Consider the following 13,544-nt stretch of genomic DNA (forward strand, 5'->3'; position numbering starts at 1 on the left):
GTGACTGTCAGTGGCCCGTCGTAACGTGGAGCCATGCAGATCTTCGGCGTGGACATCGGCGGATCCGGGATCAAGGGCGCCCCTGTGGACCTCGACAGGGGCGACCTCGCCCAGGAGCGCTGCAAGGTGCTCACCCCCCACCCGGCGACGCCCGACGGCGTGGCCGACGGGGTGAAGCAGGTGATCGACCACTTCGGCTGGACCGGCCCGGTGGGCCTGACCTTCCCCGGAGTGGTCACCGGCGGCGCGACGGTCCGTACGGCGGCCAATGTCGACAAGAGCTGGATCGACACCGACGCGCGTGCCCTGTTCGGCGGCAGACTGGGCGGCCTGCCGGTGACGGTGGTCAACGACGCGGACGCGGCGGGCGTCGCCGAGATGCAGTTCGGCGCGGGCCGCGGCCGCGGGGGCACCGTCATCCTGCTCACCTTCGGCACCGGCATCGGCAGCGCCCTCTTCGCGGACGGCGTCCTGGTCCCCAACACCGAACTGGGCCACCTGGAGCTCGGCGGCCATGACGCCGAGCGCAAGGCGTCCAGCAAGGCCAAGGAGGACCACGACCTGAGCTGGGAGCAGTGGGCGCGCCGCGTCCAGAAGTACCTGGCTCACGTGGAGATGCTCTTCTCACCCGAGCTGTTCATCATCGGCGGCGGAGTCAGCCGCAAGGCCGACAAGTTCCTGCACCACATCAAGGGCATCAAGGCCGACATCGTCCCGGCGCAGCTCCAGAACAACGCGGGGATCGTGGGGGCGGCGATGCGGGCGGCGCAGCGGTCGTAGACAGCGGTCATAGGGGCGGGGCGGGAGCCGGGGGAGGCACGGGCCGATAGGGGGCCGCTGATGGTTATGGCCGACGGCGAGCGAGGAACAGCCCCCTCCCCCTTCCCTCCCTCTTCCCCTCTCCCTCTCCCTCTCCTTCGAACGCTCAGTGCGGGCGCCGCCGCGACCGTACCCACCGCACCCGCCGTACGAGCACGATCACCCCGGCGGCCAGCGTCCCCCCGTACAGCCAGCCGGCCTGGGTGGCCAGACCGGTCACCAGGCCCATCAGGCGGCTGAGCACCCCCTCACGCCCGTCGGCGACCACGAACAGCCCGGTCGCGAAGGCGATGGGCACGGCGACCGGCGCGGTCAGCACGTCCCCGGGACGCACCCACAGGGCGGTCAGCACGCACACGGGCAGGAACAGCACGCCGTACACCGGCAGCGAGCCGTCGAAGAGCAGCTGGTCGAGGCAGCCCAGGAAGAACATCGCGGCGATGCAGAACAGCCCGCCGCCGAGCCCGGTGAGCCGGGGGCCGGGCAGTCTCGGACCCGGTACCGTCCGGGCCGGCCGTGACTGCCCCGCGCCGCGCCCCGCCTCCGGGCCGGGCGGGCGGCGCCGGGCCTGCGGCGGCAGATGGGCGTCGGGCGGGTGGCCGCGTCGCCGTCCGTCGTTCGGGGGTCGCGTTCTGTGCTGCTCCATTGGACCAACTTAGGTCTGCTTATGTGCCCGATCGGCTCCCAGACACGCCGATGGGCGGACCTTGGCCGGGTGGGTGGCGCTCCCGGGAGGAGGGCGCGCGGAACGCCGTAGACTGGTGGATCGGCCAGTGTCCTCCGAGGGCCTGGCAGCCCCAGCTCCTGGCCCTCTCATCCACGGGAAGTCGCAACGTGTCGCTCACGATCGGAATCGTCGGCCTGCCCAACGTCGGCAAGTCGACCCTGTTCAACGCCCTGACCAAGAACGACGTGCTGGCGGCCAACTACCCGTTCGCCACGATCGAGCCCAACGTCGGCGTGGTCGGGGTCCCCGACGGCCGGCTGGCCCAGCTGGCCTCGATCTTCGGCTCGGAGCGCATCCTTCCGGCCACGGTCGACTTCGTGGACATCGCCGGCATCGTGCGCGGCGCGTCCGAGGGCGAGGGCCTGGGCAACAAGTTCCTCGCGAACATTCGCGAGTCGGACGCGATCTGCCAGGTCATCCGCGCCTTCAAGGACGAGAACGTCGTCCATGTCGACGGCAAGGTCTCGCCCAAGGACGACATCGAGACCATCAACACCGAGCTGATCCTCGCCGACCTCCAGACCATCGAGAAGGTCCTGCCGCGGCTCCAGAAGGAGTCCCGGATCAAGAAGGACGTCGCGCCGAAGGTGAAGGCGGTCGAGGAGGCCAAGGAGATCCTGGAGAAGGGCGACACGCTCTTCGCGCACGGCATCCTCCAGGGCACCGAGCGGGCCGAGCTGCTGCACGACCTGCACCTGCTGACCGCCAAGCCGTTCCTCTACGTCTTCAACGTGGACGAGGACGAGCTGACGGACGAGGACTTCAAGAACGAGCAGCGCGCGCTGGTCGCCCCCGCCGAGGCGATCTTCCTGAACGCCAAGCTGGAGGCCGACCTCGCCGAGCTGGACGAGGACGAGGCCCTCGAACTCCTCCAGTCCGTCGGCCAGGAGGAGCCCGGCCTCGCCACCCTGGCCCGCGTCGGCTTCAACACCCTCGGCCTGCAGACCTACCTCACGGCCGGCCCCAAGGAATCCCGCGCCTGGACCATCAAGAAGGGCGCGACCGCCCCCGAGGCCGCCGGTGTCATCCACACCGACTTCCAGAAGGGCTTCATCAAGGCCGAGGTCATCTCCTTCACCGACCTCCTCGCCACGGGTTCCGTGGCGGAGGCCCGCGCCAAGGGCAAGGCGCGCATGGAGGGGAAGGACTATGTGATGCAGGACGGGGATGTGGTGGAGTTCAGGTTCAACGTGTAGCGGGTGACGCATCACGTCGCTGATCTGGCAAACATGCAGATCAGAGGGGGGTCCGGCTCTTTGGGGTCGGGCCCTTTGTTTTTCCCGTGCTGGGATGGTGCTGGGATGGGATGACAGCCCCCGTGCTGGATTTCGGACAGTGACATTCACGCAGGCCCGCGACCAGTCGAGCTCGTCGGCCGTGTTCAGCTCGGCGAGCAGGACCGGTGCAGCCGGTCGAAAGCTCCTGCCTTCTGCCACCGGTCCAGTCGGCGCCGGCATGTCTGACCCGAGCCGAAGCCCAGCTCCAGCGGCAGGAGTTGCCACGCCATGTCGTTATAGAGGACGAACAGGATGCCCTGCAGGCAGAGCCGGTCCGATACCGGCCGAGGCCCCGGAGACCGCTCCGGCCACGGCGGCAACAACGGCTCGTTCAACGCACACAACTCATCGTCCACGACCCACGGTCGAGTACACACCATCACGAACAGCCGAATCGTCACACCGGTAATGTCCAACCAGCCCACATTAACAAGATCGCGTTACGGGCTCTTAGCGCCCCTTTCGCAGGCCACAAGGGCCACAGAAGCAATCAACACGTTCAAGCCAACTGCCCGGATTCGGACAAACTCACGCTCAGTGTCACGGAATTTCAGCAACACCCTGGGTAAGTCGAGTCGACGTAGCGTAACTACAGTAACCATGGTCCCGTGGCCATCGCGGCCCATTGCTCGTCGCCATTCCGCAGATTCCGATAGCCCGCGTTACCAATACGTCATGCCTGAGTCCCTTGCCGGTAGCCGGTCCCCAGCAGCGCGGCCAGGGTAGTGGAGGCGTCGCGCAGCCAGGTGAAGCGGTAGTCCCAGTTCCGCCCACCGCCGATCTCCTCGGGCAGCGACGTGGTCGGCGCCGCGACGATCCCGCCGCTCGGCCCGTAGGTCATGGCTTTCAGCGTGATCGAGAAACGGACCACGGGTTCGAGGTAGGGCCCGTCGTAGGTCCCTTCCTGCGTCCAGTCCTGCCAGAAGGCGAGCGTCTCGCTGAGCGCGGCCTCGGGGTCGGGAACGTCCGAGGGTGACTGTGTGGGAGGGGCACCGACTGAGCATGAACGCCACACTCTGCCCGGCGGCGAGGGTGAAGGCACTGACGATGACACCGTCCTTCTCCACTTGCTGGACACAGATGTCGCGCCTCAGCGCGTCCGCGCCGACCTCCGCGACCATGCGGCCCCCGACCTCGTGGATCCACGGGCTGACGCTGCCGTAGCCGAGCCGCGGACACAGAGCCGAGACCATCGCCACCTCGCCGGCCACGCCCTCGACGGTCTGGATCACCTGCGGTGCCCCCTCGCGCGGCGGCATGAAGTCGAGCACCCGCACCGACCCGGTCGGCGTACGCCACAGCGATTCGAGGACGAGCGAGTCACCGCGGTACCGGCGCTCAGAGACCGCTCCGGCGTCGGATCGGCCGGCGGGCGGGCGGGGCGGGGGCGATCTGCCAGGATCCGTGTTTCTGGGTGCCGAGCAGGGCCGACGAGTCGAATCGGGGCAGGCACAGCCAGTCGATCGAGCCGTCGTCGCATACGTGGGCGCTGGTCTGCATGTCGCCGATCAGGCCGTACTGCTCGACAAGCGGAAGGCGAGTCATCGTGTGGATCTCCGTAGACCCCGCGAATCCGGGGATGGCACCGGGGCCGCCGCAGCGGCTGGGAACGGTAGATGAGTAAGGACTCGTTGGTCACCTGCGCGAGGAAGGGCCGTTCTGTCCCGGTGCGGAGTCCTCGTCCCGGGAAGCGTCGCGGCCGGATGCTCGGCCACCGCGGATAATCAGCCACGCCATCGGGTCGAGAAGCACCGCGATCAGAACTGCCCCGGTGGCGGTCATGCCCGGGGTACCGACACGGCCAGAACCAAGAGAGCGAAGGCGATAGCGAAGACCGAGCCGCGCATCACGTTGAGCTGCGGTCTCCACCAACGCCGTCTCCGCATCGGCTTCGCGGGGACCACGCCGTGAGCTTGTACGGTCGCCACGAGCGCCTGAGTGGCCTCGGCCGGCTTGACCAGATGCACTCGGCCAGGCAGGTATCCATCGGGGACCGCTGCCGAAGCGAGCTGCTGCGCGCCGCGCAGAGTGGATGCTCCCGGGAGAACGACAGCCCGAGTTGACTGATGTGATCACGAAGGCGCCGAGCGAGTTCCTCCACGTCGCCGGCGTTCTCCGGCAGCGGTGAGTCCGTGTCCAGCACGAGCGCCACCGTCTCGGCCGCGGCCAGCGCCCGATCGCGCTGCCGGTTCGGCGGCGCACCGGTACCGCCCCGTCCGCTCGGGGCAACGCGCGGGCATGCATCCCGACGGGAAGTCCGCGGCAGACGCATGACACAAATCCTCTTCTCAGCAGGTCACTTGAGTTCGCCAGCTGCTGGGGTGACGCCTGGGGCGGGGCTCGTTGAGGTCCTCCCAGGTGCGGGATGCACGGGAGAGCGGCACGCGGCACCCGTGCTTCGCGCGGCGTCGATCACTCGACGTGTTTGCGTGGCAACCAGCGAACACCCGGCTGCAAGGGCTTGGGAATGACGTTCAGATGACGTTGACCCGTCAGTAACATGGATTGGGGTGCCGCCGGAGCAGATGGTCCTGACATGCTGAGCGCCATGGTGACTCTCGATGGGAAACCTGTCTCCGTGGACGACCTGCTCCCCCTGGCGCTCACGAACGTCGGGCACTTCACGTCCATGCGCGTCGACTCCGACGGCAGCATTCGCGGCCTGACACTGCATCTGGAACGCCTCGCGCGGGACTGCAAGATCGTGTGGCGCGCGGCCCTGAACACCGACCGAGTGCGCGAGTTCGTCCGCCAGGCCCTGAAAGGACAGACCCTGCCGTGTGTTGTGCGCGTCACGGTCTACGACCCGAAGATCGAGATGGGCCACCCGGCCGAGGCCAACGAGCCGCACGTTCTCGTGTCCGTGCGCGGCGCCGGCGCCCTGCCTCCGGCCCCGTTGCGCGCCCAGAGCCTGGTGTACGAGCGTGACCTGCCCCAGGTGAAGCACATCGGCCTCTTCGGTGCCCTGCGCACCCGGGGCGCTGCCCAGCGAGCGGACTTCGACGATGCCCTGTTCGTCGGCCGCGACGGATTCGTCTCCGAAGGCGGTACTTGGAACGTGGCCTTCGTCGACCGAGAGGGCACCGTCGTGTGGCCTGACGCACCTGTACTGCCCGGTGTGACCATGGCCCTGCTTCGGCAGCAAGCCGAACATCGCACTGCCACCGTCACCCTGGACCAGGCGAAGAGCATGGCCGCGGCCTTCGCCACGAACACCTCGATCGGTGTTCGCGCCCTGGCCGCGATCGACGACACCGAGTTCCCCGTGGACCACCCCGTATTGAGGCAACTCCAGGAGGCGTACCTGTCGATCCCCGGCGAGACCCTGTAGGGCAAGACCGTGGCGGGGGTGACCAGGTGGACCGGCCGAGTCAAGCCGGCGGAGATCAACGCCCGGTTCGTCGCCTACCGCGACGCGCTGAAGCTGCCGAAGGCGCTGACCGTCCATTCCGCTCGCCACCAGGCCCGCAGCACCGCACTCTTCCAGTTCGCCACCGAGATCCCCCGCCGCGATCCTCGCCCGCACCCTGGGCATCCACACCGATGTCGCTGTCGCCTGGCAACGGCTCTCCGCCGGCGATTGGGCCAACTATGCCGCCGAAGTCGGCCGACGCACCTCTGCAACAGCCGATCCACAAACCCGGAGCGACACCATGAGATTCGACAACCACCGCGTCGTCATCACAGCCGCCGGCCGCGACTTCGGGCGGACCCTGGCGATCCGGTTCGCGGACCTCGGAGCCGAGGTCTTCCTCTCCGCTCGCAGTCTCGATGCCGCCGAACGTGTCCGCGACGAAATTCGCGGCTGCGGCCATCACCGCGTGCACGCCTTCGCCTGTGACCTGACAGACGCCACCTCAATCCGCGACTTCGCCTCCGCCATCGCGCGGCTCACAGACCGTGTCGACCTGCTCATCAACAACGGAACCCGCTGGCTCGAAGGGCCGGACCTACTCTCCGCAACGGACACCGATGTCATCGACACCATCACCTCCGGTGCCACTGGCACCGTCCTGACCGTGAAGAACTTCCTCCCTCTCCTGCTCAACTCCGACAAGGCGGATGTCGTGACGATGGTCTCCACCTGTGGAACAACGGGCCATCACCGCTCGGACGCCCACGACGCCTTCTACACAGCCAAGAGCGCTCAGGCAGGGTTCACCGAGATCCTCTCCAAGCGTCTGCGACCCCAAGGGGTTCGGGTGATATCGCTCTACCCACCCGACTTCGACAACGCCGACCCGCTATCAGAGGAGTGGGAAACCACCCCACGCGGGTCCAAGGACGCCCTCACCTCGCACTCGCTCGTGGAATGCATCCTCTTCGCAGTCGCCCAGCCCCGTGACTGCTTCATCAAGGCGTTCCACTTCGAACAAGTCTGATCGAAGCCCACACGCGGCGGCTGATGCCGGTCCGGAGATGCACCACGGCTCCGGACCCCAGGCATTCGGACGATTCCAATACCCGACGTCACCATTACACCTGGTGCCGGAGGCGTGGGACCGGTGCCGTGCTGTCATGCAGACAGCGTTCGAGCCCGCTGTGTAGACGGGGGGTGACGAGCTGCCGTGCCGGGATGGTGCTGGGATGGGCACCGAGAAACGGCGTTTTCGCAGGTGGGAGCTCTGTAGCAGACATTCCGCTTCAACGTCAGGTCACGTGCGTGCTTCGCGCTGGGCAGTGAGTGCAGCGTGTACGTCAGAAGGGGCCGGGCTCTGTCGAGTCCGGCCCCTTCGGCGTCAGTGTGCTGGACGATCGGGTGTCGTGAGCGGCGGACCGGTGTCCTGCGGGAACGGCCTGGACCGCCAGTTGCTCAGGCGGTGGTCGTGGCGAGGGCCGCCGTTGAGGCGATCTGTTGGGCGAAGGTCGCCACCGTCGTCCTGTCCAGGTGGGGGAGGACCTTGGCGAGGTCCTCCCCCCAGTCCGGGCGGAAGTCGTACACGAGCAGGTGTCGCCCGCGGGCAGTGGTCGGACGGAAGGCGAACAGGGAGTCCACATCGGGTGCGGGGAAGACCGCGGGTGCGAGGAAGGCCTCCCGCTCCTCTGCGCCCGCGGGGAACCGGCCCTGGGCAATCATCAGAGCCGGGTCCACCAGGCGTCCGGCCTCCTCGCACCAGAGGGTGATGTGTCCGCGGATCTCGCCGGTGGGCGTGAGCGTCGGTTCGGCCGCCTGATCCGGGAGATCGAGCGGAACGCCGTCGAAGGCCACCTTGAGCGTGGTGGGGATCATGCGGAGCGTCAGGCCCAGGGTGCGCGCCGCGGCGGTGCATGCCAGGGCGACGAAGACGGGTGAGGGGGCCGTCCGTTCACCGAGGTGGTAGGAGGTGGCTCCGAGCAGGGCGTACAGCGATCGCGCGTCCGGCGGTGCCGCCCGGACCCAGACCAGGACGTTCCGCCAGGGGAACGCGGAGATCAGGTGCGTCCCCGTGCCCCCGGACGGGCCGGGGACGGAGCGAAGAGGCCCCTCCACGGCCGCCCCTTCCACGGGGCCGTCGTCCTCCTCCAGCCCGCCTCTCTTCAGGAACTCGCGTGCGGTGACCGCGAGCGGCACCTGGTCCTGCCCGATCGCTTCGAACAATTCCAGGCTCTCGCGCATGAGTATGCGTGATTGCTCCAGGTCACCGCCGGGGTGCCCGAGCGTGTGCCGGGTCCAGGCCAGTACCGCGAACCGTTGCCGAACGTGGGCCAGCACATCCGGTCCTGCTTCGGTGTGCGCTTCGAGCAGGGCCTCGGCACGTTCGAGCAGGGATTCGGCGGCGTTCAGAATCCACACGTCGGTGGGCGTCCCCTCCGTGTGCCGCCGGAGGCTGCCAGCCATCACGGCGTGGGCCGCGTCCACCATCTGGTCCGCGTGATGACGCGTGATCGTCACAGCCGCGCGTTCCTCGGGCTCCGGGATGACCGCGGTGATGGCCAGAGCCTCCTCCAGGCGTCCGGTGGACGCCTTCACCATGGCGTCCAGGAACAGCAGCTCCGCGTTCGGCTCGTCGGCGGGGCCGATGAGCCCCCTGGCCACGTCGATCACCATCGCCGCGGTGTCCCAGTTCTTGGTCCATACGAGCATCTGCGCCTGCTCCAGCCGGACCTTCAACTCGACCGGTGTGGCCACGTCCTCGCGCCCCAGTACCGCCTCCAGCCTCAGGGCGGCGCGGGCCACGTCGGCGAAGCGGTCCGTCGCCACGGCCGCGCGCATGTCGGTGACGTGGGCCAGAAGGAGGTGCTCCATCTGCTCGGGATCGAGCGTCTCCAGGCCCTCCAGTAGGGCCCAGGCGGTCTGTGCCGCCTCTGCCGCCTCGTCGAACCTCTGCTGGTTCTGCAGGCATTGGGCCAGCGTGGTGGTCGTCGCCGCTCTCCGGTACACGGCGTCGTCCATCCCTGCGCCCTCGAATTCGTCCACGACGGCCAACGCCTCGCGCAACAGACCCTCACTGCGTGCCAGGTCACTGTGCACATTGGCGACCGCTCCCGCGGTGTTGGCCAGCAACGCGACGGTACTGCCGTCCACGTGGCCGCCCTCGCGCACATGGTGCGCCACATGCACCGCGTGTTCGACCAGCGTCGCGGCCTCGGCCCACTGGTTCTGCTTCTGACAGGCGACCAGTCGTGTCACCAGCTCGTACTGGAAACGTCCGTACATCGACTCGACGGCCTCGCCGTCCATCAGGGCCCGGACGACCGCCTGGACGATCCGGTGGATCGCCAGCATGCCGTCCTGGGGAGCGACCAGGGAGAATCTGCGCAGCTCCGCCACAGCGCCGTACACGGCAGAACCGGTCGGCATGTCGAGTGCCGCGAGGTGCAGCGGGATGAAGTCCGGGGCGAGCAGGGCGCAGCGGCCGAGCATTTCGGCGGCGAGCTGTGGTTCGGACCCTTCGGGCGAGCGCAGAGCATGCGACAGCACCCGTCCCACGCTGAGGGTCACCGCCGCCGTCAGCGTTACTCCCGCGAGGTAGTCGAAGGGGACGAAACCGGGGTTGTCGAGCAGGCGGGCCCGGCACTCCGAGAGCTCCGCCAGGTAGACCTCCACCGGGCATTCGGTCGCGGCGATATAGCCGGTGGCCTGGGCGATCCCGAGCGGGATACGTTCGACCGCGTCGACCAGTGCGGACACTTCGGGCTCGGACAGCCGCGGCAGCCGGTCCGCTGCCCAACGGGTGGCCTCCTCCGTGGCCATCCGTCCCACGATCAGCCCGCCTTCCGCCGCGGCCCAGGCCGAGTCACGGGTGGTGACCAGCACATGGGCACCTTCGGCGGGCAGCAGCCCCTGGAGCTGTTCGGGGTTCGCGACATTGTCGTAGACCAGCAGGAGCCTGGCGCCCAGGTGCCCGAGGCGACGGCCGACACGCTCGACGATCTCCGCCTCGGTGGCGGGCTCGACCTCCTGCTGTTCCTCGGCCACCAACTGCCGGTACGCGGATATCACTTCCTCCCTGCTGTCGGACGGGATCCACCAGGCGAAGTCGTACGCCTCCCGGTTCCGGTGGGCGTACAGGCGGGCGACGCTCGACTTGCCGATGCCGCCCAGCCCGGACACCACGACCCGTGTCGTCTCGATGCCGGGCTCCCGGTCGAACAGCCTCCCCAATGCGTCCAGTTCTTCGGTCCGCCCGCGCAGACCGGTGGCTGAGGGGACACCCCGGAACAGGGTGCGGCGGGGCCCCGGGGGAACGTTTGCCCCGTTCCCGGAGGTGGTGTGGCGCCCGCGCAGGAGTCCCGGAAGCTCGTCCAGCCGGATCGTACGCCGGTCGATCCGCCGCTCCCCCGACCACTGGAACATCTTCACGAACAACGCGTCGATGGTGGCGTCGATCTCGGCCGACGCCACGGCGGTGGGGGCGAGCCGCAGCAGTTCGACTCTGGCTTCATCGAGGATCTGTTTCCACGGACCGATACGGGTGTTGATCTCCAGCCTGTGCATCAGCGCGTGGTCCTCGGCGGTGAGTGCGATCGAGGTGCCCAGGCCTTCGCACGCAGCCAGCCATTGCTCGGGATCGGGGAGGGTGCGGGCGCGTTCCGCCGCGTCCCGCACGGCCTGCCCCGATGCCTGTACAGGTCCGTCGGAGAGGAACCGCAGCACTGCCGTGCCGTCGGGGTCGGCCTCGGCCCAGCGGCGGGCGAGCCGCAGCAGCTCCGGCCCCGACCAGGCGCGCGGTTCCACCCGGGTCTTCGCCTGGGCGAGCAGCAGTGGTCGTCCCCGCGCGTCCCTCACCTCGAAGTCGATGGCCTCGTCAGCGCCCTCCACCCGGAAGGTCTCCGCCTCCGGATACTGGTCCGGGGTACGGATCAGCTGCAGGATGGCGCATGCCGTCTGGAACCCCATGCCCCGTGCCGTGTCAGTTCCACCCACGTGGTGTCTCCCTTCCTGGCCTCGGCTCGCCCTCCAGCATGGAGGGCGCCACTGACAGTCCTGTGTCGCGAGCCGTCAAATACTCGCCATATCTGATGATTTGCTGTATGTGACCGTAGGCTCCCAACGGCACCAGAAGGCACGAGACCATCCCGTGCCTTCCAGGGGAGGGGTATGAGGGTGAGCACGTTGTCGCGTGCCGGCTTGCGTACTCCCACATGCTCGCTGACAGCACGAGTCAGGGTCCCGCAGATGTCGAGGCGCGGCGTCGACTACCGCTTCGGGTACAGGTCGGTACGGTCGATCCAGGTGGGGGCGACGAAGATGTTGTCGCCGGCGAGTTGCTGGACGAGTATCTCGATGTGGGAGGTCATGACGCGGAGTGGTCCCGGCGCCAGAAAGTGGGGAGCCACCAGCAGAGCACCGAACGGTCGTCGGGCCACGGGGCACAGTCGTCGGCCGCCCAGTCTTCGAAGGAGTCCCGCGCCAGATCGATGGGACGCCAGGCGGGGTCGAGCGGTTCGTCCTCGGTCGGTGGGCGGACGAACCGCCGACCGTGCTCGTCGCAGGCGCCGAAGTCCTGGTAGTTGCGCTGGGCCTCGATCAGGGAGACCTTGTTCGCCCCGCCTGCCATGGCCGCCCAGCGGAATTGGATTCCGTCGTCCTCCCAGAAACATATGGGGCAGATCTCGTACGAGCCGGGCGTCGCGCCCAGCACGCGGTGCCCGCAGCACGGGCAGGGGTAGGGGTGGGAGTAGGCGTTGCTCACCCGTGCAGTCTCGTTGCAGGTTCCGCTGGTGTGCCATGGATTTCTCTGCCCTGAGGTGCCCGACCAGTCCGCAGGGCACCTGTGAACAGCGGTCGGGGGCCGACGCACGCCAATGAGGAACGGAAAGGGCCGGGCTTCACGGGAGTCCGGCCCCTATGGGTGTCACGCCCCCGGGCGGCCCGCGCTGCCCGCGTACCCCGGGGCCGGGTAGGGGGCGGGGTCGGTGATCCAGCCGGACATCAGGGTCAGGCGGGAGTCGCGGTCGGCGGCGAGGAAGGCGAAGGGGCGGTCGAAGGTGGTGTGGATGACGGTGGTCTCGTAGCGGGGCTGGGGCGGGGCACCGCCGGGTGCCGCGGCCATCGCCGTCACCGTGGCCGCGCGGAAGCCGAGGGCGCCGAAGCGGGTCACGGACGACTGGCGGGCCTCCGAGACGGCCAGGGGGTGGGCGCTGACGCTGGGGAAGTGGCCGAAGCGGGGGTCGGTCGCGGAGCGCAGGCCGAAGAGGTCGGGGTGGGCGAGCAGATCGTGGTCCGCGCGGACCTCGTACGCCACCGTCCGCACGTCCAGGGACGTCGGCTCCGGGGTGACGGACTGTTCCCGTGTCACCCGCAGTCCGGGGCCGACCTCGCCGTACGGCAGGGCGCCGCCCGGCGTGAGAGGGAGCGCGCGTTCCACCACGGCCACGCCCGCGGCGATGACCTGGCCCGGCGTCATGCGCTCCTCGCCGAGGACGAGATGGACGTCGATGCCGTTGTCCCCGGGGACCGTCAGCGCGGTGACGAAGCCGTCCGGGGTGCCGGCCACACCGACCCGGTCCGGGCGCACGCTCCGCCGGTGCAGGCCGCGCAGGGTGCGGCCCTGCCAGGGGCCCGCCGCCGGGGTGAGCGGCTGCTCGGTGAAGGGCTGGCGCCAGGTGGTGTGCAGGGCGAGCGCGCCCGCCAGCACCATCCGCGTCTGCCGGTTCAGCGTCACCGGCATCCGCTCCACCAGCCCGCCGGTGCGCTCGGCGGCCCAACGGTCGAGCCGCTCCTGCGCGGTGACGAGATCGTCCCCGAACGAGCCGTGCGAGGCCGTCGGCAGCTTGGCCAACCACTCCTCGCGCAGCAGCAGTTCCTCTTGAGTCCACAGGCCGAGGGCCGCGTCCAGGCCCGGCACCGAGTCCAGGGTCGCGAGCAACTCCCGTGCGGTGGCGGCCGCTTGATCCGCGGGCACGCCCAGCGCGTCGGCCAGTTCCTGCCGGGCGGGGCCCGCCGCGCCGTCCGCGAGGAGGGCCAGCAACGGCCAGACCCCGGCGGCGGAGAACGCCGTGCCGCCCCGCGCGGTGGCGCCCCACCGCGCGGTGAGTCCGTTCACCGTGCGTACGACGGTGCCGTCGACCCGGTTCTCCACCTTCAATTCCGCCCCCTGTGTCCCGCTTACCTGCGACAAGTCGTAAGAGGCACGGTACCGGTGTTCCTGGACTGCCGTTCGGGCGGCCGGAGTTGTCCGGGGCGCTCGGCAGGTGTGAAGGGGGGCGCGAGCGGGGGAGAAAGTGCTGGGTGGGGGCTTGCCCGGCCAGATGTCATCACTTCGAGTGATTCTCTGGCCTTTGCTTGCACGGCTCAA

11 protein-coding genes are annotated in these 13,544 nt (G+C 69.0%); 4 read left to right on the forward strand and 7 right to left on the reverse strand.

Going from position 1 to position 13,544, the window contains the following annotated elements:
• Positions 1-33 precede the first annotated feature (33 nt).
• Positions 34-780 carry a polyphosphate--glucose phosphotransferase gene (gene ppgK / locus AB0N90_RS03960; RefSeq protein WP_365192846.1) on the forward strand — a complete coding sequence of 249 codons (747 nt, stop codon included), beginning with the start codon at positions 34-36 and terminating at the stop codon, positions 778-780.
• Positions 781-925: 145 nt separating this feature from the next.
• On the opposite strand, the gene AB0N90_RS03965 is transcribed toward ppgK, so the two are convergent.
• Positions 926-1,465, reverse strand: a complete 540-nt coding sequence (locus AB0N90_RS03965; RefSeq protein ID WP_361675014.1) for a DUF6542 domain-containing protein — start codon at positions 1,463-1,465, stop codon at positions 926-928.
• 188 nt (positions 1,466-1,653) lie between these two features.
• On the opposite strand from AB0N90_RS03965, the gene ychF reads away from it, so the two are divergent.
• Complete coding sequence (gene ychF, locus AB0N90_RS03970) at positions 1,654-2,742, forward strand: redox-regulated ATPase YchF (protein ID WP_085566358.1); 1,089 nt, start codon at positions 1,654-1,656, stop codon at positions 2,740-2,742.
• Between the two features lie 185 nt (positions 2,743-2,927).
• Here ychF and AB0N90_RS03975 read toward each other — a convergent pair whose 3' ends face one another.
• The 3 genes from AB0N90_RS03975 to AB0N90_RS03985 form a co-directional block, all read right to left on the reverse strand.
• Entirely contained in the window at positions 2,928-3,248 is a 321-nt protein-coding gene (locus AB0N90_RS03975; protein ID WP_365192849.1) for a transposase, read from the reverse strand.
• Between the two features lie 248 nt (positions 3,249-3,496).
• Entirely contained in the window at positions 3,497-3,694 is a 198-nt protein-coding gene (locus tag AB0N90_RS03980; RefSeq protein ID WP_365192850.1) for a glycoside hydrolase family 15 protein, read from the reverse strand.
• 467 nt (positions 3,695-4,161) lie between these two features.
• Positions 4,162-4,368, reverse strand: a complete 207-nt coding sequence (locus tag AB0N90_RS03985; protein WP_365192852.1) for a trehalase-like domain-containing protein — start codon at positions 4,366-4,368, stop codon at positions 4,162-4,164.
• Positions 4,369-5,371: 1,003 nt separating this feature from the next.
• Here AB0N90_RS03985 and AB0N90_RS03990 point away from each other — a divergent pair.
• Both AB0N90_RS03990 and AB0N90_RS03995 read left to right on the forward strand, forming a co-directional pair.
• Complete coding sequence (locus tag AB0N90_RS03990) at positions 5,372-6,154, forward strand: aminotransferase class IV family protein (protein ID WP_365192854.1); 783 nt, start codon at positions 5,372-5,374, stop codon at positions 6,152-6,154.
• A 322-nt stretch (positions 6,155-6,476) separates the two neighbouring features.
• Positions 6,477-7,205: an SDR family oxidoreductase gene (locus AB0N90_RS03995; RefSeq protein ID WP_365192855.1), complete on the forward strand. Its 729-nt coding sequence runs from the start codon at positions 6,477-6,479 to the stop codon at positions 7,203-7,205.
• A gap of 431 nt (positions 7,206-7,636) precedes the next feature.
• Here AB0N90_RS03995 and AB0N90_RS04000 read toward each other — a convergent pair whose 3' ends face one another.
• The 3 genes from AB0N90_RS04000 to AB0N90_RS04010 form a co-directional block, all read right to left on the reverse strand.
• Positions 7,637-11,170 carry an ATP-binding protein gene (locus AB0N90_RS04000; RefSeq protein ID WP_365192857.1) on the reverse strand — a complete coding sequence of 1,178 codons (3,534 nt, stop codon included), beginning with the start codon at positions 11,168-11,170 and terminating at the stop codon, positions 7,637-7,639.
• Between the two features lie 370 nt (positions 11,171-11,540).
• Positions 11,541-11,939, reverse strand: coding sequence for a CPCC family cysteine-rich protein (locus tag AB0N90_RS04005; protein ID WP_365192859.1), 399 nt, complete (start codon positions 11,937-11,939; stop codon positions 11,541-11,543).
• A 162-nt stretch (positions 11,940-12,101) separates the two neighbouring features.
• Positions 12,102-13,334, reverse strand: a complete 1,233-nt coding sequence (locus AB0N90_RS04010) for a serpin family protein (RefSeq protein WP_365192861.1) — start codon at positions 13,332-13,334, stop codon at positions 12,102-12,104.
• Positions 13,335-13,544: the final 210 nt, after the last annotated feature.

It is taken from the genome of Streptomyces sp. NPDC093018, from assembly GCF_040684035.1.
GTDB classification, from domain to species: domain Bacteria; phylum Actinomycetota; class Actinomycetes; order Streptomycetales; family Streptomycetaceae; genus Streptomyces; species Streptomyces murinus.

Excerpts from the sequence above, each read along its gene's own strand:
- ppgK (WP_365192846.1), top strand. The coding sequence starts at position 34 with ATGCAGATCTTCGGCGTGGACATCGGCGGATCCGGGATCAAGGGCGCC.
- AB0N90_RS03965 (WP_361675014.1), bottom strand. The coding sequence starts at position 1,465 with ATGGAGCAGCACAGAACGCGACCCCCGAACGACGGACGGCGACGCGGC.
- AB0N90_RS03985 (WP_365192852.1), bottom strand. The coding sequence starts at position 4,368 with ATGACTCGCCTTCCGCTTGTCGAGCAGTACGGCCTGATCGGCGACATG.
- AB0N90_RS03990 (WP_365192854.1), top strand. The coding sequence starts at position 5,372 with ATGGTGACTCTCGATGGGAAACCTGTCTCCGTGGACGACCTGCTCCCC.
- AB0N90_RS03995 (WP_365192855.1), top strand. The coding sequence starts at position 6,477 with ATGAGATTCGACAACCACCGCGTCGTCATCACAGCCGCCGGCCGCGAC.